This is a genomic window from Chryseobacterium sp. CS2K3 (assembly GCF_059515185.1).
Window position 1 is genome coordinate 1 of record NZ_JCAKRW010000013.1, and the last position, 25,392, is coordinate 25,392.

A 25,392-nucleotide genomic window follows, 5' to 3' on the forward strand; every position below is an offset into this window, starting at 1 on the left:
AAATAAAAAGCGGCTCAACACTGAACCGCTTTTATTTTATATCGTCATCGAGAAAATCCTTGTTTCAGGTTTATTTCTCATCATTCTCAAGTCAAAAACCATTGCTACATTTCTGGTGAATGCCCTTCCCGCTTCAGTAATCTTTATTTCTTTACCGGAAATTTCAACCAACCCGTCATTTTCCATTTCTTTCAGCATTTCCAGCGCATTATCCAGTTCCGGGAAAGAATTATCAATATTGAAGGTAGTTTCCAGCTGACACATTAAATTTAAAATATGCCTTCTTACAATAAGATCTTCTTCATTCAATACGTGACCTTTCACTACAGGAATTTTCCCTTCTTCTACCATCGTCTGATATTCTTCTACCGTTTTTACATTTTGTGCAAAAGCATACCATGAATCTGAAATGGCAGACATCCCAAGTCCTACCATCAATTGAGTATTACTTGAAGTATAGCCCATAAAATTCCTGTGAAGTTTTTTATGAATCAATGAATGGTATAAATCATCATGTTCTAAAGAAAAATGATCCATTCCCACTTCAATATAACCTAAGTCCTGAAGTAATTTCTTACCATCTTCATATAAACGTCGCTTTTCCTCTCCACTTGGCAAGTCACTTTCATCAAAACCTCTCTGTCCTACTCCTTTCACCCACGGAACGTGCGCATAAGAATAAAACGCCAGCCTGTCCGGTTTCAATTCCATTGTTTTTCTGATGGTATTTTCCATCGCTTCCCAAGTCTGGTGTGGAAGTCCAAATACTAAATCATGACTGATTCCTCTGTATCCAATTTCCTTAGCCCATTCTGTCACGTTTTTAACGTTTTCAAAAGGCTGAATTCTATTGATCGCCTTCTGTACTTTAGGATCATAATCCTGAACTCCAAAACTCACTCTTCTGAAACCAAGATCATATAAGGTCTGAAGATGTTCCTTCGTTGTATTATTCGGGTGTCCTTCAAAAGAGAACTCAGGGTGTTCCGCAATCTCTACCGTTGTGAAGATTCCTTCTAATAATGTCTTTAAGTTCTCCGGTGAGAAAAAAGTCGGAGTACCACCTCCCAAATGTAATTCTTTTAACTTTGGTTTTTCATTGAAAAGCTCAAGATAAAGTCTCCATTCTTTCAATACACTTTCCAAATAAGGTACTTCAACACTATGTTGCTTTGTAATACGCTTATGGCATGCACAAAATGTACATAATGCCTCGCAGAAAGGCAAATGAATATAAATAGAAATTCCCTCTTCTGCATTACTTTCATTAAAAGACCTGATCACACTACTACTCCATTTTTCAGGTGAAAATGTGCTGTCATCCCAATAAGGAACGGTAGGATAAGAAGTGTAACGTGGTCCGGGAATATTATATTTATCTATTAAAGAGTTCATTTTGAAAATTAAAATTTATAAGGTGAGGAAATTTAACATTTTAAAATTCCATCCTACAAAATTAACCATTAGTTATGAATTTTTACCTATGAATTATATTAGGTGCTATTTTATAATGAGTCTAAATACGTATGGTCAGAGACTTAATAAATAGTGATAAATTCTATTCTTTATATTTAAAATTTTAATCTCATTATCGAGATCCTGCTATTGCCTGCTAAAACAACATTGTTACCATCAACCCATTCACAAACGAAAAATCCTTTTTCATCGGAAATTTTCTTCCAGGTCTTTCCAAAATCAGATGAATAGCTGATATGTTGATCTCCTACCGCAATCATCTCTTTCCCTTTTGAGCCGGGCTTGATTTTCACACAGGTTGTATATCCTGCATTTTGCCCGGAAGCCTGAATCTGCCAGGTTTCCCCACCATCATTCGTTGTTGCAATATTATTGATATTCGCGTCCTGTTTGGTATAATCGCCCCCCACAGCAACACCGAATTGATCATCATAGAAATCAATAGAATACATTCCCTGTGAAGATTCTCCCTGAATGATAAGCGTTTTAAAAATTTCGAGTTTCTCTGTTTTAAGATTCATTCTTATAATCCTTGAAGCCTTACCACCTGTCGCGATCCATAGATATTTTTTGGAAGAAGTTATATTGGTATTACTTGCTGCGAAAGCTGCTTCTCCATCATTCAACTCTAGATTATTTTTAAACATCTTCCATTGACCATTTTTATAAACTGCCAGTTTTAATAAACGATCTTGAGCCGCATCGCTGAATGTATACGCCAACTTATCATTTACAAAGTGTAAGGCATCATAAAATGCAGTCTTTGTAGTATCTGTAAAAACAATTTGGGATTTCAGATCTTTTTTATCAATTTTAAAAAAATAAGCCGGACTTTCAATATTAATGGCATAAAATGAATTTTTATCCTGAGCCAATGTCCTGAACTGCAACTTTTTTTCAGAAAGTAAAACCTGCTTTTGATTTTTATAATTCTGTAAATCCACAAATCCAAACTTAGAATCTGTTCCACTGTACCAGACCTTATGATCATATAATTCTAATGCTCTGATGCTTATTTTATCATTCAGAATCGTTTCTATATTTTCTACCTGTTGAGAAAATGCTGTCATTCCTAAGGATAGGAATATAACGGTTAAAATCTTTTTCATACTATATATTCAATAAAAAAACCGCCGAAGCGGTTTATATGATTTAATCGTTCTGATATTTTTCAGGATTGTTAAGCTTACTGTTTGATTTACCATATAGGAAGTATACCAAACCTCCTAAGAACAACCATACAGCTGAAAGTTCCAATGCATGAGCACTTAAGTTAAAAATCAAATAAACATTGATAAATACTCCCAATGCTACAACTATTTTGTATGCCGGAACTTTGAAAGGTCTGATTAAATTTGGTTCTTTTTTTCTCATTACCCAAACGGCAATACAAACCAGTGTAAATGCAAACAGAGTCCCGAAACTCGTCATATCTGCCAAAGTAGAAATTGGGGTAAATGCAGCAATAAATGCCACTACAACTCCCAATAAAATAATTCCTTTGTAAGGTGTTTTTGTTTTTGGATGAAGATCACCAAAGAACTTAGGGATCAAACCGTCTTTTGCCATTCCAATAAAAATTCTGGACTGTCCCATCATCATTACCATTACTACGGAAATTAATCCTACCGTAGCAGCAATCGTCACCACATTACTTGCCCAGTGTTTTCCGGCAATTTCAAATGCATACGCAACAGGCGCTTTAATAGCATCAGGATATTTTCCTTCAGGATTAAAGTCTGTATAATGCATCATCCCTGTTAATACAAGAGATACACAAATATATAAAGCTGTACAAACCAATAATGAAGCAATGATTGCGAAAGGCACATCTTTCTTAGGATTAATAGCTTCCCCAGCCTGCGTAGAAACAGCATCAAAACCAATATAAGCAAAGAAGATTGCCGCGGCTCCGGAAATAATTCCCTTAATACCGTAGGCAGACACCAGATCTCCTTCAGAATTTTTAATCTGAACCTGATCTGGAATAAAAGGCTTCCAGTTTTTAACACCGTCTACAGCGTTATAAAGATCAGTATTAGAGAAAATAATATAGACACCAGCGATAATTACAAAGATAACCGCTGAAGTTTTCATTAAAACGATCAGGTTATTGGCTCCGGCAGCTTCTTTTGTTCCCTTTACCAATAATGCAGTAATCAAAAGAACAAGAATAAAAGCTGGTAAATTCATTGAAAAACCGTCTCCTGCATAACTGGCTGGATCTGAAGTAAGGTAAGATGGTAAATGAACTCCAAAAATTTTCAGAAATTTCGTGAAATATCCGGACCAGCTTACGGAAACCGCCATACTTGCCATGGCATATTCCAGAATGAGACACCATCCCATTGCCCATGCAAAAATTTCTCCTACTGTTCCGTACGCATAAGCATACGCTGAACCTTCAACCGGTATAATCGATGCGAACTCAGCATAGCACAATGCAGCAAAAACGCAGGCAATTCCTGCAATAATAAAGGAAATTGCAAGTGCAGGACCTGCATGATAATAGGCTCCTGTCCCAGTAAGAACAAAGATTCCACCTCCAATGATAGCACCTACTCCTATTGCTGTTAAACTCCATTTTCCAAGGACTTTCTTCAGCTCACTTTTCTTCATATCTGCCTCATAGGCACTTAGTGGTTTTTTAACCCAAATTTTCGACATGTTTTTTTATTTATTTAAGGATTCACGAAAATATAAAAAATTTAGGAACTCTCACGTTTATCGTTAAACTTTCATCATTTATTTTACATTAATAGCTTAAAAACATGAACAAGACATTGTTTAATTCATTTTAAAAAGTCCATATTTTTGTTTATTTTTGATCGCATGAATTTATATGATCTTTTTGTAAAGCCCTATGAAAGCTACGATTCCCTACAAATTATGTTGGAAACGTCAGGTGCTATTTTCGGAACATTGAGCGTATATTTTTCCATTAAGAAAAATATATGGGTATACCCTACCGGAATTATTTCAACCCTGATCTACGTATACATTCTTTTCAACTTCGGACTGCTGGGAGATTGCCTCATTAATGTATACTATACAATAATGAGTGTCTATGGCTGGATTTTATGGGCTAAAAACTCTGAAGATCATATACATGTAGAGGTTACTTGGGCAACAACGAAAGAATGGTTATACGCCATTATTCTTTTTGTTCTCAGTTTAGCATTGGTTACCCTTATTTACTACTATAAACCTTATATAGATAATAAATTTTCTATGGAAGGTACAAATCTTGGATTATATCATCTTGATTGGGCAAATTGGATGGATGTTTTTACAACTTCAATTTTTTTAGTGGGAATGTGGTTTATGGCGAAACAGCGCATAGAGAACTGGATCTTCTGGATTATCGGAGATTTTATTTGCATGCCAATGATGATTTTTAAGGGTCTTGGAATCACTTCGGTTCAATATTTGGTATTTACTATAATGGCTATCTTAGGATACCTTAGTTGGAAAAAAAGTTTTAAAGAAAAAAAAGTACAATAAAGTCATGAAAAATTTATTAAAAATAGCAGTTAGTATCTTTGCTATTAGCACACTAACATCTTGTATGGCATATACAGACGGATATGGTAGTAATGGAGGCTATGGATATGGAGACCCATATTACAACAACGGATACTACTATGCTCCTTCCGGATATTATGGAAATGGCGGATATTGGGGTAATGACGGCTATTATTATAGAAACAATATTAATTACTACTATGATAATGGTATGCCCTACTATTATGACAATTATAATAACTCCAGAAGAAAAGTATACGTAGAAAGAAGAAGTACAACTACGACACAAAGACCGAATAACGGTTTCAGAAACGGAGGTTCATATAATAATGGTAACGGTTATATTAACAGAAACTCCAATAACGGAAATAACGGGTTCAGAAACTCTAATGGAAACCAAAATAACCAGGGTAACCAAAACAATAACGGATTCAGAAATTCAAACGGTAACGGGTATCAGAATAACCAAGGTAACCAGAACAACAGCGGATTCAGAAACCAAAGTTCAGGAAACAGCTCCAATAACAATAGTTTTGAAAACAGAACATTGAATACGGGAGGCGGCGGCTTCAGAAATTCAGGAAGTACAAATAGCAGTACCCCTGCAAGATCAGAATCTTCGAGTGGCGGCTTCAGAAACAGTTCAAGCAGCCAAAGCAGCTCTGACACTTCAAACAGGCAAGGCGGCAGAGGCTTTAGATAAAACGATTATAAATAAGGAAACGAACAGCTAACACTGTTCGTTTTTCATTTTAAATATATTAATTTTGCTTCTTCATTTTAGACAAAAATTATATGGAATTTTATAAATATCAGGGGACAGGAAATGATTTTGTAATGGTAGACAACCGTGATCTTCAGTTTCCAAAAGACAAAAATATCATTGAAAAACTATGTGACAGACGTTTCGGAATAGGCGCTGACGGGCTTATTCTTCTTGAAAACGATCCTGATTATGATTTCAAAATGGTATATTATAATTCTGACGGCGGCGAAAGTACAATGTGTGGAAACGGAGGAAGATGTCTTGTTGCTTTTGCTTTTTTCCTTGACGTTTTTGAGGATAAATGTAAGTTTATTGCCATTGATGGTGAACATGAGGCAGAAATTCATAATGGTATCATTAAATTAAAAATGATAGATGTAGATACTATTTCCCAAGACGGAAATGATACGGTTATGAATACAGGTTCTCCTCATTATGTAAAATATGTGGAAAATATTGCCGATTACGATGTTTATACCAAAGGACACGACATCAGAAATTCTGAAAATTATAAAGAAAAAGGGATTAATGTAAACTTTGTAGAAAAAATTTCTGACAATGAAATATTTGTAAGAACCTATGAACGAGGTGTTGAGGATGAAACTTACAGTTGTGGAACCGGAGTTACAGCTTCTGCTTTAACTTTTCTTCAAAAACACAATCTAACTTCCGTAAAAGTTAAAACCTTAGGAGGTAATCTTAAGGTATATGCTGAAAAAAGCGGTGATGCTTTCTGTAATATCTGGCTGGAAGGTCCTGCAAAGCAAGTTTTTAAAGGAAAGGTAGATATTCTTTAAGATCAAAAAACTTTTAATCAACATTATTTAAGAATGAAAAAAGCTATTCTCATTATCATTCTGCTGGTTTTTGTAGTGGCAGGATTTTTTGGTTTGAGATTTTATAATAAATATTTTGGAAACAATGTAGAAAAGGACGGTTATATTTTGATCCCTCATAAGGCAAACTTTAACCAGATCCTGGACTCTATTGCTCCATATATTAAAGACCGTAAATCTTTTGAAGCTGTTGCTAAGGATAAAGGTCTTAACACGAACTTTAAAGCAGGGCGCTACCATATTCAAAGCGGTAAGGGAAACACGGACCTTGTCAATATGATTAAAGCAGGTAACCAAACGGCAAATTCTTTCAGAATCGGAGATTTTGGAGATATGTACCAAATGATTGGTAAGGTTACCAAGAAAACGGAATTGGATTCTTTACATTTTGTGAGTGATCTGGATGTCGTAGCACAAGAGAAAGGTTATAAAAATATTGAAGATCTAAAGAAATATTTTTTCATTGATACTTATAATTTCTTCTGGACGGTAAGTCCGAGAGAGTTTTTTGCGAAGTTTGAAGATCAATATAATGATTTCTGGACCAGTGAAAGAAAAAACAAAGAACAGCAGTCTGGGCTTACAAGAGAACAGATCTACGCTCTTGCATCAATTGTTTATAAGGAATCAGGAGGCAAAAAGGATGAAATGAAAACCATTGCCGGGTTATATCTTAACCGTTATAGAAAAGGCATGAAACTTCAGTCTGATCCTACGGTAATTTATGCCATCAATAAAGAGACAAATTTTAAAGAACCGATTAAAAGAGTATTATATAAACATTTATCTACTCCATCGCCATATAATACATATGCCAATGCAGGTATTCCTCCGGGACCGATCTGTGTAGTAGATAAAAACTCTGTAGATGCTGTTTTGAACGCGGAAAACAATAATTATATATTTATGTGTGCTGACCCTGCAAGATTTGGATATCATAAGTTTACGGCAAGTGCTGAAGAGCATGCTGTAAATGCAAAAGCGTATCAGGACTGGCTTAATTCAAAAAATATAAAATAAGCGTAGCAGACACCTAAAATTTTATACAGTTAGAAAAAACAATAAATTGATCATAATATTTTGAAAATCAAATAAATATGAAAATTCAAAATATTACGGGTTATACTTTCACGATTTTATACAAAAAAATAACCTATGAAGAATAAGACAGAAATTGTCAATATTTTCACACGAAAAGCACTAGGGCTTACTTTTGTACTCTCGGCGGCGGCATTGGCTTTTGCTCAGGAAAAAGCAGGAGTTTCAGGGATTATTGTCAATAAGAAGAATCAGCCTGTTCCTTATGCCTCTGTAACTTTCAGTAATAAAGCTAACAAGTCATTAAGCGATGCTGTGCTGACCGATGAAAAGGGGTTGTATCAATTACAGCTTGCTCCTGGTGAATATGATGTTACGGTAGAAGCTATTGATTACAAGAAAAGTGTGATCAGTAAAATTATTACAGGTCCCGGCAATATTGGAGCACTATCTATAGAAGCTGAGGGAACCTCTACATTAGATGGAAAAACAACGGAACTGCAGGGTGTTGTCATTACTGCTACAGCAACCAAACCTTATAAAGTAGAACTGGATAAGAAAACTTATGATCCGTCACAGGATATTGTAAGTAAAGGAGGAAGTTTACAGGATGTTTTGACTAACGTGCCTTCCGTTTCTGTGGATACTGACGGAACAGTTTCTATGAGAGGAAGTACTAACGTAAAATTCCTTATCAACGGTAAGCCTTCTTCCCTTTTAGGAATAGATGATGGAGCGAATGCTTTGCAAAGTATTCCGGCTGATCAGATCGAAAGAATTGAAGTGATTACCAATCCTTCTTCAAAATTTGAGGCAAGTGGAACTTCCGGTATTTTAAATATTATCCTTAAAAAGAATAAAAAAATTGGATTTAATGGTAGTGTTGTCGGAACTCTAGGATATTTTCCAAGAACTTCACTGAACGCAAATCTGAGCTGGAGAAAGAATAACTGGACCTGGTTTGTAAATGGTGGCGGTGGCTATACTGAAAATAAGACAAAAAATAATTCTGAAACCACATACCATACTCTAAATTTCCCAAAAATTGATTCAACTAAGGGAACCCCTAATATGCCTGTTCATCAGTATCAGAATTCTATTAATAAAACCTATAACAAAAACTATAACCTAAGTGCAGGTTTTGTATATGACCTTTCTGAAAAAACTTCAATCAATTTAACTGGATTGGTAAGAACATTTGAAGGAGACGGAAATGAACTGGTAAATACTTATGATAGTTTTTATAAATATACAGGCAATTCTTTAAATCCATGGAATCTTTTGAATCCATATACTTTAAGAGATGCTAAAACTACTTTTAATAATCTTGCTTTTCAGGGTGATGTAGGATTGGATCATAAGTTCGACGATAATGGGCAAAATCTATCCTTATCATTAAGTTTACAAAGAAACAGAAGTAATAATAATGCTGATATTCTGGAAAGTGTAGATGGCATTGCTTCTGTACAGGATATTACTAAAAGACATTCTGTAAATAAAACCATAATCGGAAAAGCTGACTATGAATTACCAATAGGTGAAAAATCTAAGCTTGAAGCTGGATACAGATTAGATGTTAATGATAATACTTATGATAATTTAGTAAACAGTACGTCTAATAATCCTCTGATTTCGAATTATAACAATAATACTGATTACAGAGAAATGTTCAATGCATTCTATGTTCAGTTCAGAAGTAAAATCGGAAACTTTGGATATCAATTAGGATTGAGAGATGAGGTTTCCAATGTTAAAATCAATTACATCAATCAGAATCCGAATAGTACTCCCATTAATAATAAAACGAAGAACTACAACAATCTATTTCCTAGTGTATTCTTAAGTTATGATGTATCAAAAAACAATCAGATTTTGGTTAACTACTCTCGTAGAATAGACAGACCAAGATCATTCTTCATGGTGCCTTTTCCGAACTACACCAACAATCAGAATATTTTCGAAGGAAATATTGATCTGAATCCATCATACGTAGATTCTTATGAAGTAGGTTATAATATTACACGAAAGAAGTTTACCATTAACCCTACTTTATATTACAGACACGCAACGGATGATACTAAAATGCTTGTCTACAGACCTGACGAAAGCCAGAGAGTATTCTATACTAAACCTGACAACTTAGGGGATGATGATCGCTATGGTTTAGATCTGAATTTCACTTACGACCCTTTTGCATGGTTCAAAATCATGGGTAGCGCAGACCTTTTCGGATATAAAACTACCGGTATTGCAAGCTACACAACAAAAGATGTGGACGGAATCGAGCAAACGCGTTATCAGGACTTTACAGGAAGTGGTTTTTCTACGAGACTACGTCTTAATACGACTTTCAAACTTGATAAGACATTAAGTATACAACTTCAAGGATTCTACAGAGGAGGGCAGAAAACAGCAAGCCAGGATAGAAAAGATATGTATGCGATCAACTTTGGTGCTTCCAAAACAATCTGGAAAGGAGACGGAACTATTTCCTTCAATATCCAGGACATCTTTAATACTAGAGGTATGGAGGTATACAACTACAGTGCGGATTATACAAGAAGCAGCTATATGCAATGGCAGCCAAGACAGTTTTCTATATCTCTAACTTATAGATTTAAACAGGGAGAGAAAATAGAGCAGCCTAAGAGAAAAAAGGATATTAATTCCAATGAGAATAAAGACGACCAGCAAGGTCCGATGTAATACAAACAAAAACCCGAAATTTAAATTTCGGGTTTTTTATTTTTTTATTTTGCAGCTTCAGTTTTTTCTACTTTTGCTTTTTCAGCTTCATAGATTCGTTTTCTCAGGTCGCTGGTAGAAAACCTGTGATCTCTTTTATTATAAAAAATTTCAATACCTTTTTCTTCGCAATACTGCTTACCTGTAAAGTCTCTGTCCAGATAATCATCTCCAATAATTCTTACATCAATTACAAAAGATTTTAAGATATCTAACAAGTCTTCTTCAGTGTAATAAGGAATGATTTCGTCTACAGCATTTACCGCTTTTAACTGAATATATCGTTCAACAATAGTCTGGCTTGGTTTGTTTTTGCCCGGACGATCATGAGACGGATCAATCTGTAATCCTACGATTAAATAATCGCACACTGTTTTAGCCTCTTCAAGCATTTTAATATGCCCTGCATGTAATAAATCAAATGAGGAAAATGTAATACCTATTCTTTGTGTCTTCATATTATTTAAAATTAAAACTTCGCTGAAATAAATGTTCTTTTAAATGGATAAAAGACCGGTGATTCAGGAAATATATTTTGTAATTCTTGTTTATAATCTTTTTTAAATTGTTCTTTCAAATTTTCGGGAAGCCGCTCAATATAAGGAAGCATTGCTGTTCCAGATGCCCAGGTAAAGACAGCATTCGCATCTTCAAGAACATGAGGAAATACTTTCTCATAAACGGTAATTCCCTGTCCTTTATTGTCAAATAATATTCTTGAGTACTCTTCTATCGTTAAAACTGTATACGCTCGTGTCCACGAATTGTAAGCTGTTTTATAAGGTTCAGTTTCGGCAATTTTTCTTAGAAGCTGATGCACTACATATTCATGATTGGACGGAATTTGTACCGCAAGCTGCCCACCCTCTTTAATTTTACTGATTATTCTTGGAAACAGCTCCTTATGATTGTTGCACCATTGAATTGCCGCATTGGAAATAATCAAATCATAAGTATCTCCAAGATGAAGTTGTTCCTCAATACTTCTTTTTTCAAAGTTCAGCCTGCTTGTTTTAAACTGAGCCGCTTTTTCAAGCATTTCTTCTGAAGAATCTATTCCTAAAACCTTGGAATCTTCCAGATAGTCTAAAAGTTTAGAGGTAAGTTCTCCCGTTCCGCATCCAAGATCTATAACGGATATACCCGTTCTTGATTCAACAAGTTTTAATAAATCAAAGAAGGGAGCTGAACGTTCTTCTTTAAACTGATCATATACATCCGGATTCCAAGCCATAATATTAGTATTTTATGAGTTTCTGGATTCTAAATATTTCTGCCATTCCCAAACAGTTCTCAGGGATTCCTCAAGGGATGTTTCAGATTTCCAGTGAAGCTCTTTTTCCGCCTTATCAGGATTAGCATAAGCAATGGTAATATCACCTTCCCTTCTGTCACAAATCTGGTAAGGAACTGCGGTCTCGGTTGCTTTTTCAAATGCCTTTACAACTTCTAAAACAGATGATCCCTTTCCTGTTCCTAAGTTATAAATATCAACCACAGCATCTTCGGAAGAATTATCCATCAATTTTTTCAAAGCAGCAACATGTGCTTTTGCCAGATCAACAACATAAATATAGTCACGAATAGCTGTTCCATCTTCTGTTGGATAATCATCACCCCAAACGCTTAGTTTCTCACGAATTCCTGCAGCAGTCTGCATTACATAAGGAACCAGATTATTAGGGATCCCGATTGGTAATTCTCCAAGCTTAGCAGATGGATGAGCTCCGATTGGGTTAAAATATCTTAATAAAGAGATTTTTCTGTTATATGCTTTTGCAAAATCAATAAGAATTTCTTCTCCCATTTGTTTTGTTTTACCATATACGCTTTCAGGCATTTTCAATGGTGTATTTTCATCGATAGGCATTACATCTGCCTGCCCGTAAACTGTACAGGATGAACTGAAAATAAAATTAGAGATTCCTCTTTCTTTAAACTCCTGAAGGATGTTAATAAGAGAAAAAAGATTATTTTCGTAATAATCTACAGGTTTTATCTGGCTTTCTCCTACTGCTTTAAAAGCGGCAAAATTAATACAGCCATCAATCTGATGTGCATCAAAAACCTGGTTAAGTAATTCTTTACGCTTTAAATCAAAAGGGTAAAAAACCGGCTTTTTACCAGTAATTTCCTCAATATTTTTTAATATAAACCTCTCTGAATTGGATAAATCATCTACAATAACAACTTCAAAGTCATTATTAAGAAGTTCTACTACGGTATGGGAACCAATATATCCAAGCCCTCCTGTAACAAGTATTGCCATTTTATTTTTTAATCTTCGTGTTTTCCAATATTTTCTATTTCGTTTTTTTCTATTTTTCTATGATTTAAATAAAAAATGTAAAAAGAAACAAAACCGATAACTAGTGTATTAAAAATAATTACAAAGTTATAATATGAATTATTAATGTAACTTTTAATTAAAGTATAATCTGCAAAACAAACTAAAATAAAAATCATTACAGCAATAAGATTGAGTATAGCCTTTGTATATTTTAATTTGCAAAAAATGATTAGTCCAGCAATTAAATTCACAATTATATAAAGAGAGTATTTAAAAATATTTTCAGAAATACTCTCTTTGTAGTATTTAGAATAGGATAAGGAATCATAGGACATCACTGTATTGATTAAATAAAGTGAATAAATCCCTGCGATAAAAAAATGAAACCCTAAAAAGAATTTATACTTTTTACCTTTAAGAAAAAATTCCTTCATTTTTTATCCCATAAACTCAAGTACTGCATCGGTAATATACTTCAGCTGCTCTTCATCTAATTCTGTATGCATTGGTAAAGAGATTACCTGATCCAGAAGTTTATCTGTATTCACAAAATCTGCATCATTACTTTCCTGGAAGTAAGCTTTCTGTTTTCTTAATGCTACCGGATAGTAGATCATTGCAGGAATTTCCTTTTCTGTAAGGAATTTCTGAAGTTCATTACGTTTTCCGTTCAGAATTCTTAAAGTATACTGGTGGAATACGTGAGTAGAGTTTTCAGATCTTTTTGGTGTCAGAATATTTTCATTCCCAGCAAAAGCCTCATCATAGTAATCTGCTGCTTTTCTTCTTGCTTCATTATAAGAATCAAGATGAGGTAATTTTTTTCTTAAAACGGCTGCCTGAATGCTATCCAAACGAGAGTTCACTCCTACTTCATCATGATAATATCTTTCATACATTCCGTGGTTTACAATTCCTCTTAAACGGTGAGCTAATTCATCATTGTTTGTGAAAATAGCACCACCATCTCCATAGCATCCCAGGTTTTTTGACGGGAAGAAAGACGTTGTACCAACAGTTGCCATTGTTCCGGCGTATTTTGTAGTTCCGTCAGAGAAGGTATATTCTGCACCTATTGCCTGTGCATTATCTTCAATCACATATAAATTGTGCTCTTCAGCAATTTTCAGAATTTCTTCCATATTTGCACATTGTCCGAATAAATGTACAGGAATGATTGCTTTTGTTCTTGGTGTAATTGCCTTTCTTAAATCTTCTGTTGAAATAGTAAATGTATCGTAATCTACATCTACCAAAACAGATTTTAATTTAAGCAAATGAATCACTTCTACTGTTGCTGCAAAAGTAAAATCTGCTGTAATGACCTCATCTCCTTCTTTCAGGTCCAACGCCATAAGAGCAATCTGTAATGCATCAGTTCCATTTGCACATGGAATCACATGTTTTACGTCTAAATAAGACTCCAATTCATTCTGGAAAGACTTTACTTCAGGACCGTTGATGAAAGCCGCGGAATCCATTACATTTAAAACTGCATTGTCTACATCATTCTTTATTTTGTAATACTGACTTTGCAAGTCAACCATCTGAATTTTTTTCATAAATAAATATTTTAAATATTTCTGTAAAAATAAGGATTTTAAAATCCTATCAAAAATTTTATTGATTTAGTTTTTATCTTTATACAAAATAATTTCATGAAAAAACTTTTACTTTTTTGTTTCCTAGCAGGTTACTCCTATTCCCCTGCACAGAGTAAGCTTGTTTTTGTTCATTTTAAAGACAAGCCCAATAAAGCGGCTTTTTTTGCTAATCCACTCTCGGAGCTTTCCCAAAAGTCACTTAACAGACGTACATCATTAGGAATACCTCTTAATGACCAGGATGCTCCCATAGAGCAGTCTTACATCCAGAATTTACAGAATCTTGGCTTTACCGTTACCGATTATTCCAAATGGCTTAATGGAGCTGCTGTGAATGCCACTCCTGCTCAGATAACAGTTCTACAGTCACAACCTTTTGTGTTATCCGTAGAAAATTTTGCACGAAACAGTTCAGCAGGAAACAAAGTATTCCCCATAAATAAATGGAAAGAAAGTACAGGTTCCAATAATAAAGTCCTTACCAATTTTGACTATGGCTCAGGAACACCACAGATTGATCAGGTCAATATAAAACCCCTCCATCTCGCCGGATATACAGGCACAGGAGTTTCCATTGCGGTTATTGACAATGGATTTCCAACTGTGGATACAGGAAATGCTTTTTTAAGACTCCGAACAAATAATAAAATAAAAGCAGGATATGATTTTGTAACCAAAACCAGTAACATCTACAATCCTTCTCTGCATGCTCACGGTACTATCGTTTTGGGAGCAATCGGAGGTTATCTTGAAAATACTTTTGTAGGATCTGCACCGGACGCTGATTTCTATCTTTATCGCAGTGAAAACTTTGATTCGGAAATTCCTGAGGAAGAAATATACTGGATTGAAGCAGCTGAAGAAGCAGACAGAAAAGGAGTGGATATCATCACAACATCCCTTGGATACAATATTTTTGATAATCCTCAATACAATTACACTTATGCAGACATGAACGGAAGCACTTCATTCATCGCAAGAGGAGCCGGAATTGCTGCTGAAAAAGGAATTTTTGTTCTTGCCGCTGCCGGAAACTCGGGAGATAAGCCTTGGCATTATATTATGACACCGGCTGACAATGATAAAGTATTTTCTATCGGAGGCGTAGATTCTGCCGGAAATTCTTCGGTATTTTCTTCTTTTGGACCCAATTCCCTTGGTGCTATAAAGCCTGACGGAAGTGCACTGGGAACAGCTACAGTAACAGTTTTGGGTGATACCACTTTTGTTAGCAGCGGAACTTCTCTTGCGACTCCCATTGCTGCCGGAGGTGTTGCCTGTCTGATTCAGGCATTTCCTACGATGAATCGTGAACAAATGAGGACCAGACTGAGACAGACAGCATCACTTTATCCGAATCACACAGATCAGATGGGATTTGGTATTCTCAATTTTGGAAGCCTTTATAACCTTGTGCTGAATACTTCTGAAACAGTAAAAAAAGAAAATTTCGTTCTGTTCCCGAATCCTGTTAAAAACATTCTAAACATTGCCTCTGATCATGAAATAGAAACATTAGAAATCTATGATAATCTGGGGAGATTGGTAAGAAAAGTCAATCATCAAAAATCCGTAATGGTTGATGATTTTACTAAAGGGGTCTATTATCTTAAAATGACTTCAAAAAGCAAAACCTACTATGAAAAATTTATTAAAGAATAGTGATTTTAAATAGGAAACGGACTCCAAAGAGTCCGTTTCCTATTATATTTTTAATAATTAAGCAGAATTCCTACTTGCATTAATGTTTCCAAACAATGATCTTGTCACCAGTTTTTCATAAGCTTCTTTATTTCCTTCTCCTTTTTGAATTTTCATTAAAGCATACTGCTGAATACTCAATAAGGGAAGTACAATTTTCTCACGAATCTTCACCGATTTCCTTGATAACGGATCTTCTTCCTGAAGCATTTTGAAGCCGGTAAGTTCCAGCATAATATTTTTTGAAAGCTCATATTCATCAAAAAGAACATTCCAGAATGCTCCGAACTTTGGATTATTTTTGATATAATATGTTAACGGAAAATAAGATTTATTCATACTCATCATAGAGTTCAGAACCAATGTTTTAAAGAAATCCGAACCTTTATACAGTTCTCTCACTTCTTCAAATCTTCCCTGCTCTTTCATTTTCTGCATGGCATATCCGAAACCAAAGAATCCGGGTACATTTTGCTTGAGCTGTGACCATGATCCTACAAACGGAATAGCTCTCAAGTCTTCAAATTTCAGCTCGCTTCCATTGCCTCTCTTGGATGGGCGGCTTCCGATGTTGGTTTTCCCGTAATATTCAAGTGTACTCATTTCCTGAAGATAAGGAACGAACATCTCATGTGCTTTCAGATCTGAATATTTTTGATAACTGATATTCGCCAGTTCAATGATCAATGCTCTTTCTTTTTCTGTAAGATCTTTTTTGGCATTCTTGAACACGTCATTTTCTACACCCGCTGTCAAAAGCTGCTCAAAGTTATATTTTGCCTGCTCTTTATTCCCAAAGATACTGGTAATGGTTTGCCCCTGAATAGTCAGCTCAATTTTATTATTAGCGATTGTTTTTCCCTGAGAAGCATAAAAATCGTGAGTTTTTCCACCTCCTCTTGCAGGCGGTCCTCCTCTGCCATCAAAGAATACTACTTTTATATTGTTCTGCTCGGACAGTTGTGTTAATACTTCTTTCGCTTTATAAATTTCCCAGTTTGCTTTCAGGTAGCCTCCATCTTTGGTTCCATCGGAGAATCCCAGCATGATGGTCTGGTGATTTCCTCTTCTTTCAAGGTGTTTTTTGTATACAGGATTCTGATACAGCTCATTCATCACATGTTCTGCATTATCAAGACCTTCCATTGTTTCAAAAAGCGGAACGATATCCATATTAATTTCTTCATCCTGATATCCGCAGATTTTAAAGAACGCATAAACATTCATAACATCTTTCACAGCATCGGAATTAGAAATAATATAGCGGTTCATTCCTCTTAATCCATTCAGGTTTTGAATATCTGAAATCTGGGAAACCGTCAGTAAAGTGTCTTTTACAATATCTTCAAAGTCGCTCGCCTGTACAGTTTCTGAAATTTGAATAAGTTTATTGAATTTCTGTTCGTAATCAGCTTCTTCTTTTCCGTATACTTTGGCAAAAACCTCATCAATAACTTTTTGGTGAATCCTACTGTCCTGACGTACATCTAATGTCGCAAAGTGAGTTCCAAAGATTTTTACACGATCTCTGAAGTTCACTAATAGCTCAAGAAATAAAGAATTGTGCTCATTGATCAGTATTTTTTCCGCTTCATCAGTTTTTTTCAAAATGTCTTCTGCTTTAATACTTTTACCATCAAAAATAGCAGCATAAAGATCTTCACTTAATTGAGTCAACGCCTCCGAAACCCCTCTGAAACTCAATCTTCTTCTGATAAATTTCAGATGACTGTAATATGATTTCAGGATCGCGGAACGAAGTTCTGCTGCAACTTTTTTAGTGACATCAGCCGTTACAAAAGGATTTCCGTCTCTGTCTCCTCCGGGCCAGAAACCAAGCTGAATAATGTCTTCATGCAAATGGAAATGCTCGTTTCCAAAGGTCTTTTTAATTTTTGTAAACAGCTCACCGATGGTATCATAATAAACATATCTCAAATAAGAAATAATACTAAGCGCTTCATCAATAGGGGTTGGTTTTTCTTTATTTACAAAAGGTGTTTTCCCCAGCTGTTGTAAAAGGGTGTCAATCTGTGTCACAGAATCACTGGTAATAGCTCCTCTCAAATCCTGAATGATTCTTTGTACCGAACTTGGGTAAAACTGAGTGGGGTGTGCTGTAAACACTACTTTCACACTGAAATCTTTTAGTTTTTCACGTACTTTTTCAATTTTATGGTCTTGATATGAACGTTCAAAAAGATTAGTGACTGTCCCGCTATCACTTTCAGAATGAAGATTAGGAAAAGCCGCATCTTCAATACTGTCAAACAACACAACTTGTCTTTCTATATATTGGATGATCTTAAAAAGCAGCTCAAGCTTCTGCTCTTCGTTTTGAAGATCTGTATGATTTTTAAAAAATTCTTCAATAATTTCTTCAGGCGTTTTTCCTCCTTCATAGCCGGTTCTGCTTTCTTCGTATAAGAAAGGGAGTAACATCCCGATATTAGTCATTTTATCATAAGGCAGGCTCATAAATAATGAATTATAGATCTGGAATTTATTTTCCACGATCTGCCTGAATTTTTCTGTGCGTTGGTCGTGTCTCATAGTAACAAATGTAAGTGATTTTGGAATTAGTTTGATTGACAAATGACAAAAAAACAGAAGATAATATCAGATTTTTTCAACTTTATTAATCTTCCATAAAACATTTCGTAACTTTGCTCTTCCAATGAATTTAATACATAAATATAATCATATCACGATATGAAACTGTATTAAAAATTATTCAATATCTGTTTCTATGGGCTACATCAGAGAATATTACGAACAAATCGTCAAACTGCAGGAATCGGAATGGGAATTTATCGCAGGATATTTCCGCCGAAAAATGTATTCGAAAAATGAGATCATTACTCAACAAGGCGATACGGAAAACTATCTTTCTTTTATAGAATCCGGACTGGTAAGGTTTTATATTCCTGATGATGAGCATGGATATACTTTTAACTTTAGTTTTGAAAAAGAATTTACCTGCGCTTATGATTCTTTCCTGACCCAAACCCCATCCGAATACGAAATGCAGGCACTTACGGAAACTGTTGTGTGGCAGGTTTCGTATGATGATTTGCAGAAAATTTACAATCAGACGAATGTCGGAAATCATCTGGGACGTTTCGCCTCAGAAAAATTGTTTTTAGCGAAAAGCAAAAGGGAACTTTCACTGCTTAAACTTACAGCCAAAGAAAGATACCTTAGACTATTCTCCGAGCAGCCCGAGCTTTTACAACGTGTTCCTCTAAAATATATCGCATCATATATTGGAATTACTCCGCAGGCATTAAGCAGAATTCGCAGGCAAATTAATTAACATAGGTTCATTGTATATGTTTCAGTTTCTGCTGAACTTTGCAAAAAATACTTCAATGAACTTACCAATTGTAGCCTATGGAAATCATATTTTGAAACAGAAATGCATCGAAATTAGTCAAAACAGCCCCGAAATCCAAAAGCTCATAGAAGATATGTGGGAAACGATGGAAAATTCTAACGGCTGTGGACTTTCTTCTTCTCAAATCGGGAAAGCTTTACAGCTTTTTGTAGTTGACAGTGAAATCATCTACGAAAATTTTACTATTGAAGATCAGATTCTCAACTTTGAAAAAAATGACAAAGGCATCAGAGAAACTTTTATCAATGCTAAAATCATTACTACTTCCGATGAAACATGGGAAGACTATGAAGGCTGCTTAAGTATTCCAGGATTATCTCAAAAAGTAGAACGACCATGGCAAATCACAATAGAATATCTTAATCAGGATTTTATCCAACAAAGGAAAACGTTCACAGGCTTAACAGCAAGAATTATCCAGCATGAATACGATCACACCCAGGGAATTTTATATATTGATCATTTAAAATCTTTGACAAGAAAATTAATAGAATCAAGATTAAAAAAAATTGTTAATGGGAATATATCCACGGGATATCCAATGAAGTTTTATAAAGATTTTACTTCATAAAATACATTATAATTTTTCGTAAATTTGACGGAAAACACTTTCTTTATGAAAATAATCACTGCAGCTTCCCTGATCATTTCCAGTCTGATTTCTGCACAGATCACGGTTCCTGATGATTATAAAAAAATTCCTGATATTCTGGATACTACGGAATATCTGTATCCATTTGTTATTCCTAATAAAGAGTATGAATATTGGAGAGTACTTACCAATGATCCTGATCCCGATAAAGCAATCATCTATGAAAGTCAGGCTCCCCTATTTATGACCATTAATGAACCGTTTCCTGAAAAAGGATTTTTTCAAAAATGTGTTGGAAATACTTGTTTTTCTTATATACTTGCCTGTAAAGGTGGAAGAAGTGTTTACTTTTCTAATGAGCAACAGCTAAGAGATTTTATCGGAACAGTTGATAACCTTCCGGAAGCAATTCTATTAGCCAAAACTTACGGGTACTCCATTGATACTAAAAACCGTTTTACAGGTTCTTATAAAATTGAAGACAATTCTATTTCCATGTATGCTTTACAATCTAAAGGCTGCCCTATCGTTAAAGAGGCTTTTCTAATTAAGATCAACAGAAAGACCGGAAAACTTGAAGCTAAAAGTAAGGGAGTCTATTCGAAAAATGAGGATTGTAACGCTTTATAAACCTATTGAAAAAACATTAATCTTTCCATTTAAAGGACAGGAAAACAAGAGATCTTCAGGAATATATATTTATTTTTTGCCATGAACTACTAATGAATTTATTCGTGCATCCGTGGCAATTATTTAACAGTATACAATGTTATCGGAGATAAAATCTTAGCGCCTTAAAACACTGTCTAAAGGAAAAAATAGCGCCTTTGCGATTGCCAACATCACTTCTTTAATCATTATCATATTGTTGGAAAACGCAAAGGCGCGAGGATTTATCTACATGGCGTATATTTTAAGGCGCAAGAAGATCGAAGATCTTCAGCAAGAATAATGCTGATTGTTTGCCACGAATACCTAATGAGTTTATTCGTGCATCCGTGGCAATTATTTAACAGTATACAATGTTATCGTAGATAGAATCTTAGCGCCTTAAAAGCAGTAGCAAAAGGAAAAAATAGCGCCCTTGCAATTCCCAACATCATTCTTTAATCATTATCATATTGTTGGAAAACGCAAAGGCGCGAGGGTTTATCTACATTACGTATATTTTAAGGCGCAAGAAGATCGAAGATCTTCAGCAAGAATAATGCTGATTAAAGACATTCAAATCATTATCAGCTAACAACAGATTACGATAAAGGCTTGATAGCTTTCATTAAATTTAATCATAGCAATTTTAAAATTTCATTAACTTAATATTCCCTTTCCATTCCGTAAATTTGATTCAAATAAATTTAGAACAATGCTTAATTTCGAGTTTAAAAATCCGACTAAAATACTTTTTGGGAAAGGTGAAATCGCTAAAATCTCCAATGAAATTCCTAAAGATGCTAAAATATTAATGATTTATGGTGGTGGAAGTATCAAAAACAATGGTGTTTACGACCAGGTAAAAGAAGCTTTAAAAGATCATGAGCTGTATGAGTTCGGCGGCGTTCCTGCCAATCCCGAGTATGAAGTATTGATCAAAGCGGTAAGTTTTATTAAAGAAAACGGTATCACTTATCTGCTTGCTGTAGGTGGAGGTTCTGTCATTGACGGAACAAAATTCATTTCTGCAGCTGCAAATTATAATGGTGAGCCTTGGGAGATCTTAAGAAAACAGGTAAGAACTTTTGAAGGAGAAGGAATGCCTTTCGGAAGTATTTTAACGCTTCCTGCAACGGGTTCCGAGATGAATTCAGGATATGTAATCTCAAGAAGAGAAACTAATGAAAAACTATCTTCAGGCGGTCCGGGACTTTTCCCTCAGTTTTCTGTGTTAGACCCCGAAGTAATCAGAACTATTCCTAAAAACCAGATCGTGAACGGGCTTACTGATGCTTATACCCATGTTTTGGAACAGTATATGACAGCTCCTTCTTCAGCTGATCTTCAGGAGAGAATTGCTGAAAGCATCTTAATCAGTCTTCAGGAGACTGCACCAAAAGTATTAGCTGACGATTTTAACTATGATGCTGCCGGAAACTTTATGTGGTGCTGTACAATGGCTTTGAACGGGCTGATCCAGAAAGGAGTAATTACAGACTGGGCTGTACATGCAATGGGTCATGAATTAACGGCTTATTTTGGTATTGATCATGCAAGAACATTAGCTATTATTGCTCCTTCTCACTACCGTTACAACTTTGAAGATAAAAAAGGAAAACTTGCTCAATACGCTGAAAGAGTTTGGGGAATCAAAGATGGTACCTTAGAGGAAAAAGCAGAGCTTGGAATCAAAAAACTGGAAGAATTCTTCCACAGTCTTCACATCAAAACCAAACTTTCCGAATATACTGAAGACTATAAAGGAACTGCAGAAAGAGTAGAAAAAGCTTTTACTGATAGAAACTGGATGGGACTTGGTGAATACAGAAAACTAACTCCTCAGGATGCATCCAAGATCGTAGAAATGAGCTACTAAGGTTCAATATTTAAAGTTGAGTGTCTATAAAACCACTAATTTAGGTTTGAATCATTCTTATAAAAAATGTAAAGCGGGCTGAGGTCCGCTTTTTTTGATTATGAGGGGAAGTAAGAGTTTATATGGAATAACTCTGTCAAAATCATTTTCAACTCTAATCATTTCTCAATTCTTTACTATCAAATCATTTTATTCACAAACATTTGTTTAAAATTTCACGATTTCATTACATATATTTCAAATTTATTTATATTTTAGCATATTCTTAAAATTTGTGAAAATGAAAAAACAGCTACTTTTATTTGCCTTTTCTGCCTTGGCACTTACTTCTTGTAAAGATGATGACCTTCAAGCCTATGAAATGGATATGATGAAGGGAGATTGGAAGGAAGTAAAAAGGGAAGTAATTTCAGGAAAAGACAATAAAACAGTGCTTAAAACTGAAATTATCACAGGATGTGCAGCCAAAAACACACTTTTCTTCAAAACAGACTTTACAATGAGCTATACAGCTTATATAGGGACAGGTGCAGATTGCCAGGTTTCTCAAAAGACTACCGGATCATATACTTATGATCAGGAAACCAAAATCTTAGGAGTGAAAGTGGCAGATGAAGATCCTCAAAACTATAGAATTGATATTTTAACAAGTAAAGATCTTAGAGTAGCCGAGTTATTTGGCAGCTATGATCAGGACGGGGATAAAATTCCTGATATTACTTACGTTACTTATAAAAGATAAACCTAAACTCCCGTTGATCGGGAGTTTTTTATTACTTTTATCTCAAATTTAAATCTGAAAATAATGAAGAAGATTCTATCAGCATTTCTATTGCTGTGTTTTACTATTGCCTTTTCACAGGAAAAGAAACCGATGTTCTGGCAGGACATTCAAAATTTCAAAAAGGAAGATCAACAAAATCCGCCGCCCAAAGATGCTATTCTATTCTTAGGCAGCTCATCATTTACCAAATGGACGGATGTTGCGGATTATTTCCCTACTAAAACCATCATCAACAGAGGTTTTGGAGGATCGAGACTTACAGACCTTAACGATTTTGCGGATGATCTATTATCGCCTTATCAGCCCAAACAGATCATTATCTACTGCGGTGAGAATGACTTTGCAGATAATCACAAACTGAAAGCAAAAGTAGTGGTTAACAGATTCAAAAGCTTCTACAAAAAGATACGTGAAAGATTTCCTAATATAGAAGTAGATTATATCTCGATCAAATATTCTCCGAGCAGAGAGGTGATCTGGTCCCAAATGAAAGAAGCCAACAAAAAGATTGCTGCTTTCATGGATAAAGAACCTAATGCCGAATTCATTGATGTTACGAAAGCAATGCAGGATGCTAACGGAAATGTAAGAAAGGATATTTTTGTGGAAGATATGCTTCACTTTAAGCCTGAAGGTTACCAAATATGGACGAAGGTGATGACTCCTTATATGAAATAAGTTATACATCCATCAATTGATTAAAAAAAACGATTCCAGATACTGGAATCGTTTTTTATATTATTTCTTTCTCTTCGATTTAGAGATTGCTTTTTGCTGTGCCCTGTTGGCTCCGAATTTCTTAGGTGCTTTTCTTTTCGATGGTCCACCCCAGTTTTCTTTGGTATTTTTAGCTTTTTTCTCATGGAAAGCTCCTCCCCCCTCGTTCAGTTTTACCTGTGCCGGGTTTTTCATTACTACCTCATCTTTTTCGGAAGCTATTTTATTAGGATTGATTTTTACGCCTTCAGGGAAGTCAATAAACTTCAATTCCTTATCCATCAGTAGCTCAATATCAAGAATTAAAGGTTCTTCTTTTTTGGTTACAAAAGTTATTGCCTTACCTTCTTTATCTGCTCTACCTGTTCTACCGATTCTGTGGATGTATTGTTCCGGAATATCCGGTGTTTCAAAGTTGATGACATGGGTAATATTGGAAATATCCAGACCTCTTGCCATTACATCTGTTGTGATCAAACCTCTGATTTCTTCATTTTCAAAGCTTTTCATCGCTTTAAGCCTGTAGTTCTGAGACTTATTTGAGTGAATCACATCAAACTGCTCAGGGAAAAGCTCATCAATTTTAGTAAATAAAAGGTCTGCGTGCTTTTTATTATTATTAAAAATCAACACTTTAGACATATCCTCGTTATGTTTCAACAAGTTTTCAAGTAAATTGATCTTTGTATTGAAATTTTCAACTTTATAGGCTGTCTGCTCAATTTTCTCAAGCGGTGTTCCTGATTTTGCTAATGAAATCTCTACCGGGCTTGCAAAATACTCATCCAACATATCGTCCACAGCTTCTGTCATCGTTGCAGAGAAAAGAATATTTTGTCTCTTCTCCCTCATCATTTCAAAAATGTGGGTCAATTGTGGTCTGAAACCAAGGTTAAGCATTTCATCAAACTCGTCAATGATCAGCTTTTGTACTTCCTTAAGAGAAATAGCATTGTCTATGGAAAGGTCCATCACTCTACCCGGAGTTCCTACTAAAATATCACATCCATCATTGAATAAAAGTTTCTGAGTATTGATGTTTTTTCCACCATATATTCCGATTACTCTTGCTGTAATATTTTCTGTCAGTTTTTCAAGGATTTCCGTTACCTGTACCACCAATTCTCTTGTAGGAACAAGTACCAGAACTGTTGGATTTCCTGATTTACTGTATTTCCATGTTTTAAGAACGGGTAAAAGATAAGCCAGCGTTTTTCCTGTTCCGGTCTGTGCAATTCCCATTACGTCTCTTCCGGAAAGAATAGGCTTTAAACTTTTCTCCTGAATAGGTGTAGGTTCAAATAATTCTAAATCCGCTAAAACATCAAGAATCTTAACCGGCAGGTCAAAATCTGCAAAAGTGAGTTTTTCCATTTTGCAAAGATAAGTATTAA

The 25,392-nt window shown here is 35.1% G+C and carries 22 protein-coding genes; 12 read left to right on the plus strand and 10 right to left on the minus strand.

The window, feature by feature from the left end; genetic code table 11:
* Window positions 1-36: 36 nt before the first annotated feature.
* The 3 genes from hemN to AC5YGG_RS18325 all read right to left on the minus strand — a co-directional run bounded on the left by hemN (window position 37) and on the right by AC5YGG_RS18325 (window position 4,143).
* Window positions 37-1,395 carry an oxygen-independent coproporphyrinogen III oxidase gene (gene hemN / locus AC5YGG_RS18315; protein WP_496145875.1) on the minus strand — a complete coding sequence of 453 codons (1,359 nt, stop codon included), beginning with the start codon at window positions 1,393-1,395 and terminating at the stop codon, window positions 37-39.
* Between the two features lie 176 nt (window positions 1,396-1,571).
* The gene (locus AC5YGG_RS18320; protein ID WP_496145876.1) at window positions 1,572-2,585 is read right to left on the minus strand and encodes a WD40/YVTN/BNR-like repeat-containing protein; all 1,014 of its coding nucleotides are present in this window, start codon (window positions 2,583-2,585) and stop codon (window positions 1,572-1,574) included.
* Between the two features lie 43 nt (window positions 2,586-2,628).
* On the minus strand, window positions 2,629-4,143 hold the full coding sequence (locus tag AC5YGG_RS18325) for an amino acid permease (RefSeq protein WP_496145877.1): 1,515 nt from the start codon (window positions 4,141-4,143) through the stop codon (window positions 2,629-2,631).
* A gap of 165 nt (window positions 4,144-4,308) precedes the next feature.
* On the opposite strand from AC5YGG_RS18325, the gene pnuC reads away from it, so the two are divergent.
* The 5 genes from pnuC to AC5YGG_RS18350 all read left to right on the plus strand — a co-directional run bounded on the left by pnuC (window position 4,309) and on the right by AC5YGG_RS18350 (window position 10,347).
* The gene (pnuC, locus tag AC5YGG_RS18330) at window positions 4,309-4,980 is read left to right on the plus strand and encodes a nicotinamide riboside transporter PnuC (protein ID WP_496145878.1); all 672 of its coding nucleotides are present in this window, start codon (window positions 4,309-4,311) and stop codon (window positions 4,978-4,980) included.
* 4 nt (window positions 4,981-4,984) lie between these two features.
* Entirely contained in the window at window positions 4,985-5,704 is a 720-nt protein-coding gene (locus tag AC5YGG_RS18335; protein WP_496145879.1) for a hypothetical protein, read from the plus strand.
* Window positions 5,705-5,796: 92 nt separating this feature from the next.
* Complete coding sequence (gene dapF / locus AC5YGG_RS18340; protein ID WP_496145880.1) at window positions 5,797-6,564, plus strand: diaminopimelate epimerase; 768 nt, start codon at window positions 5,797-5,799, stop codon at window positions 6,562-6,564.
* A gap of 33 nt (window positions 6,565-6,597) precedes the next feature.
* Complete coding sequence (gene mltG / locus AC5YGG_RS18345; RefSeq protein WP_496145881.1) at window positions 6,598-7,623, plus strand: endolytic transglycosylase MltG; 1,026 nt, start codon at window positions 6,598-6,600, stop codon at window positions 7,621-7,623.
* A gap of 135 nt (window positions 7,624-7,758) precedes the next feature.
* On the plus strand, window positions 7,759-10,347 hold the full coding sequence (locus tag AC5YGG_RS18350) for a TonB-dependent receptor domain-containing protein (protein WP_496145882.1): 2,589 nt from the start codon (window positions 7,759-7,761) through the stop codon (window positions 10,345-10,347).
* Between the two features lie 44 nt (window positions 10,348-10,391).
* Here AC5YGG_RS18350 and AC5YGG_RS18355 read toward each other — a convergent pair whose 3' ends face one another.
* Genes AC5YGG_RS18355 through AC5YGG_RS18375 form a run of 5 tightly spaced genes read right to left on the minus strand, consistent with a single transcriptional unit; the run spans window position 10,392 to window position 14,238 of the window.
* Window positions 10,392-10,844 carry an adenylyltransferase/cytidyltransferase family protein gene (locus AC5YGG_RS18355; protein ID WP_496145883.1) on the minus strand — a complete coding sequence of 151 codons (453 nt, stop codon included), beginning with the start codon at window positions 10,842-10,844 and terminating at the stop codon, window positions 10,392-10,394.
* 11 nt (window positions 10,845-10,855) lie between these two features.
* Window positions 10,856-11,620, minus strand: coding sequence for a methyltransferase domain-containing protein (locus AC5YGG_RS18360; protein ID WP_496145884.1), 765 nt, complete (start codon window positions 11,618-11,620; stop codon window positions 10,856-10,858).
* Between the two features lie 12 nt (window positions 11,621-11,632).
* Window positions 11,633-12,655, minus strand: a complete 1,023-nt coding sequence (galE, locus tag AC5YGG_RS18365; RefSeq protein ID WP_496145885.1) for a UDP-glucose 4-epimerase GalE — start codon at window positions 12,653-12,655, stop codon at window positions 11,633-11,635.
* A gap of 8 nt (window positions 12,656-12,663) precedes the next feature.
* On the minus strand, window positions 12,664-13,110 hold the full coding sequence (locus tag AC5YGG_RS18370) for a hypothetical protein (RefSeq protein WP_496145886.1): 447 nt from the start codon (window positions 13,108-13,110) through the stop codon (window positions 12,664-12,666).
* Window positions 13,111-13,113: 3 nt separating this feature from the next.
* On the minus strand, window positions 13,114-14,238 hold the full coding sequence (locus AC5YGG_RS18375; RefSeq protein ID WP_496145887.1) for a DegT/DnrJ/EryC1/StrS family aminotransferase: 1,125 nt from the start codon (window positions 14,236-14,238) through the stop codon (window positions 13,114-13,116).
* 96 nt (window positions 14,239-14,334) lie between these two features.
* On the opposite strand from AC5YGG_RS18375, the gene AC5YGG_RS18380 reads away from it, so the two are divergent.
* Window positions 14,335-15,942 carry a S8 family peptidase gene (locus AC5YGG_RS18380; protein WP_496145888.1) on the plus strand — a complete coding sequence of 536 codons (1,608 nt, stop codon included), beginning with the start codon at window positions 14,335-14,337 and terminating at the stop codon, window positions 15,940-15,942.
* Window positions 15,943-15,999: 57 nt separating this feature from the next.
* On the opposite strand, the gene AC5YGG_RS18385 is transcribed toward AC5YGG_RS18380, so the two are convergent.
* Window positions 16,000-18,534 carry a phosphoenolpyruvate carboxylase gene (locus AC5YGG_RS18385; RefSeq protein ID WP_496145889.1) on the minus strand — a complete coding sequence of 845 codons (2,535 nt, stop codon included), beginning with the start codon at window positions 18,532-18,534 and terminating at the stop codon, window positions 16,000-16,002.
* Between the two features lie 196 nt (window positions 18,535-18,730).
* Between AC5YGG_RS18385 and AC5YGG_RS18390 the strand changes: the two genes are divergently transcribed.
* The 6 genes from AC5YGG_RS18390 to AC5YGG_RS18415 all read left to right on the plus strand — a co-directional run bounded on the left by AC5YGG_RS18390 (window position 18,731) and on the right by AC5YGG_RS18415 (window position 23,959).
* On the plus strand, window positions 18,731-19,297 hold the full coding sequence (locus AC5YGG_RS18390) for a Crp/Fnr family transcriptional regulator (protein ID WP_496145890.1): 567 nt from the start codon (window positions 18,731-18,733) through the stop codon (window positions 19,295-19,297).
* 55 nt (window positions 19,298-19,352) lie between these two features.
* Window positions 19,353-19,949, plus strand: coding sequence for a peptide deformylase (gene def, locus AC5YGG_RS18395; protein WP_496145891.1), 597 nt, complete (start codon window positions 19,353-19,355; stop codon window positions 19,947-19,949).
* 45 nt (window positions 19,950-19,994) lie between these two features.
* A complete protein-coding gene (locus tag AC5YGG_RS18400) occupies window positions 19,995-20,600 on the plus strand; it encodes a hypothetical protein (protein ID WP_496145892.1) in 606 nt (201 codons plus the stop codon).
* A 733-nt stretch (window positions 20,601-21,333) separates the two neighbouring features.
* Entirely contained in the window at window positions 21,334-22,497 is a 1,164-nt protein-coding gene (locus tag AC5YGG_RS18405; protein WP_496145893.1) for an iron-containing alcohol dehydrogenase, read from the plus strand.
* 280 nt (window positions 22,498-22,777) lie between these two features.
* Complete coding sequence (locus AC5YGG_RS18410; RefSeq protein ID WP_496145894.1) at window positions 22,778-23,239, plus strand: lipocalin-like domain-containing protein; 462 nt, start codon at window positions 22,778-22,780, stop codon at window positions 23,237-23,239.
* A 63-nt stretch (window positions 23,240-23,302) separates the two neighbouring features.
* The gene (locus tag AC5YGG_RS18415) at window positions 23,303-23,959 is read left to right on the plus strand and encodes a GDSL-type esterase/lipase family protein (RefSeq protein WP_496145895.1); all 657 of its coding nucleotides are present in this window, start codon (window positions 23,303-23,305) and stop codon (window positions 23,957-23,959) included.
* A 60-nt stretch (window positions 23,960-24,019) separates the two neighbouring features.
* Here AC5YGG_RS18415 and AC5YGG_RS18420 read toward each other — a convergent pair whose 3' ends face one another.
* Window positions 24,020-25,372, minus strand: coding sequence for a DEAD/DEAH box helicase (locus AC5YGG_RS18420; RefSeq protein WP_496145896.1), 1,353 nt, complete (start codon window positions 25,370-25,372; stop codon window positions 24,020-24,022).
* Window positions 25,373-25,392: the final 20 nt, after the last annotated feature.

Excerpts from the sequence above, each read along its gene's own strand:
- hemN (WP_496145875.1), bottom strand. The coding sequence starts at position 1,395 with ATGAACTCTTTAATAGATAAATATAATATTCCCGGACCACGTTACACT.
- AC5YGG_RS18320 (WP_496145876.1), bottom strand. The coding sequence starts at position 2,585 with ATGAAAAAGATTTTAACCGTTATATTCCTATCCTTAGGAATGACAGCA.
- AC5YGG_RS18325 (WP_496145877.1), bottom strand. The coding sequence starts at position 4,143 with ATGTCGAAAATTTGGGTTAAAAAACCACTAAGTGCCTATGAGGCAGAT.
- pnuC (WP_496145878.1), top strand. The coding sequence starts at position 4,309 with ATGAATTTATATGATCTTTTTGTAAAGCCCTATGAAAGCTACGATTCC.
- AC5YGG_RS18335 (WP_496145879.1), top strand. The coding sequence starts at position 4,985 with ATGAAAAATTTATTAAAAATAGCAGTTAGTATCTTTGCTATTAGCACA.
- dapF (WP_496145880.1), top strand. The coding sequence starts at position 5,797 with ATGGAATTTTATAAATATCAGGGGACAGGAAATGATTTTGTAATGGTA.
- mltG (WP_496145881.1), top strand. The coding sequence starts at position 6,598 with ATGAAAAAAGCTATTCTCATTATCATTCTGCTGGTTTTTGTAGTGGCA.
- AC5YGG_RS18350 (WP_496145882.1), top strand. The coding sequence starts at position 7,759 with ATGAAGAATAAGACAGAAATTGTCAATATTTTCACACGAAAAGCACTA.
- AC5YGG_RS18355 (WP_496145883.1), bottom strand. The coding sequence starts at position 10,844 with ATGAAGACACAAAGAATAGGTATTACATTTTCCTCATTTGATTTATTA.
- AC5YGG_RS18360 (WP_496145884.1), bottom strand. The coding sequence starts at position 11,620 with ATGGCTTGGAATCCGGATGTATATGATCAGTTTAAAGAAGAACGTTCA.
- galE (WP_496145885.1), bottom strand. The coding sequence starts at position 12,655 with ATGGCAATACTTGTTACAGGAGGGCTTGGATATATTGGTTCCCATACC.
- AC5YGG_RS18370 (WP_496145886.1), bottom strand. The coding sequence starts at position 13,110 with ATGAAGGAATTTTTTCTTAAAGGTAAAAAGTATAAATTCTTTTTAGGG.
- AC5YGG_RS18375 (WP_496145887.1), bottom strand. The coding sequence starts at position 14,238 with ATGAAAAAAATTCAGATGGTTGACTTGCAAAGTCAGTATTACAAAATA.
- AC5YGG_RS18380 (WP_496145888.1), top strand. The coding sequence starts at position 14,335 with ATGAAAAAACTTTTACTTTTTTGTTTCCTAGCAGGTTACTCCTATTCC.
- AC5YGG_RS18385 (WP_496145889.1), bottom strand. The coding sequence starts at position 18,534 with ATGAGACACGACCAACGCACAGAAAAATTCAGGCAGATCGTGGAAAAT.
- AC5YGG_RS18390 (WP_496145890.1), top strand. The coding sequence starts at position 18,731 with ATGGGCTACATCAGAGAATATTACGAACAAATCGTCAAACTGCAGGAA.
- def (WP_496145891.1), top strand. The coding sequence starts at position 19,353 with ATGAACTTACCAATTGTAGCCTATGGAAATCATATTTTGAAACAGAAA.
- AC5YGG_RS18400 (WP_496145892.1), top strand. The coding sequence starts at position 19,995 with ATGAAAATAATCACTGCAGCTTCCCTGATCATTTCCAGTCTGATTTCT.
- AC5YGG_RS18405 (WP_496145893.1), top strand. The coding sequence starts at position 21,334 with ATGCTTAATTTCGAGTTTAAAAATCCGACTAAAATACTTTTTGGGAAA.
- AC5YGG_RS18410 (WP_496145894.1), top strand. The coding sequence starts at position 22,778 with ATGAAAAAACAGCTACTTTTATTTGCCTTTTCTGCCTTGGCACTTACT.
- AC5YGG_RS18415 (WP_496145895.1), top strand. The coding sequence starts at position 23,303 with ATGAAGAAGATTCTATCAGCATTTCTATTGCTGTGTTTTACTATTGCC.
- AC5YGG_RS18420 (WP_496145896.1), bottom strand. The coding sequence starts at position 25,372 with ATGGAAAAACTCACTTTTGCAGATTTTGACCTGCCGGTTAAGATTCTT.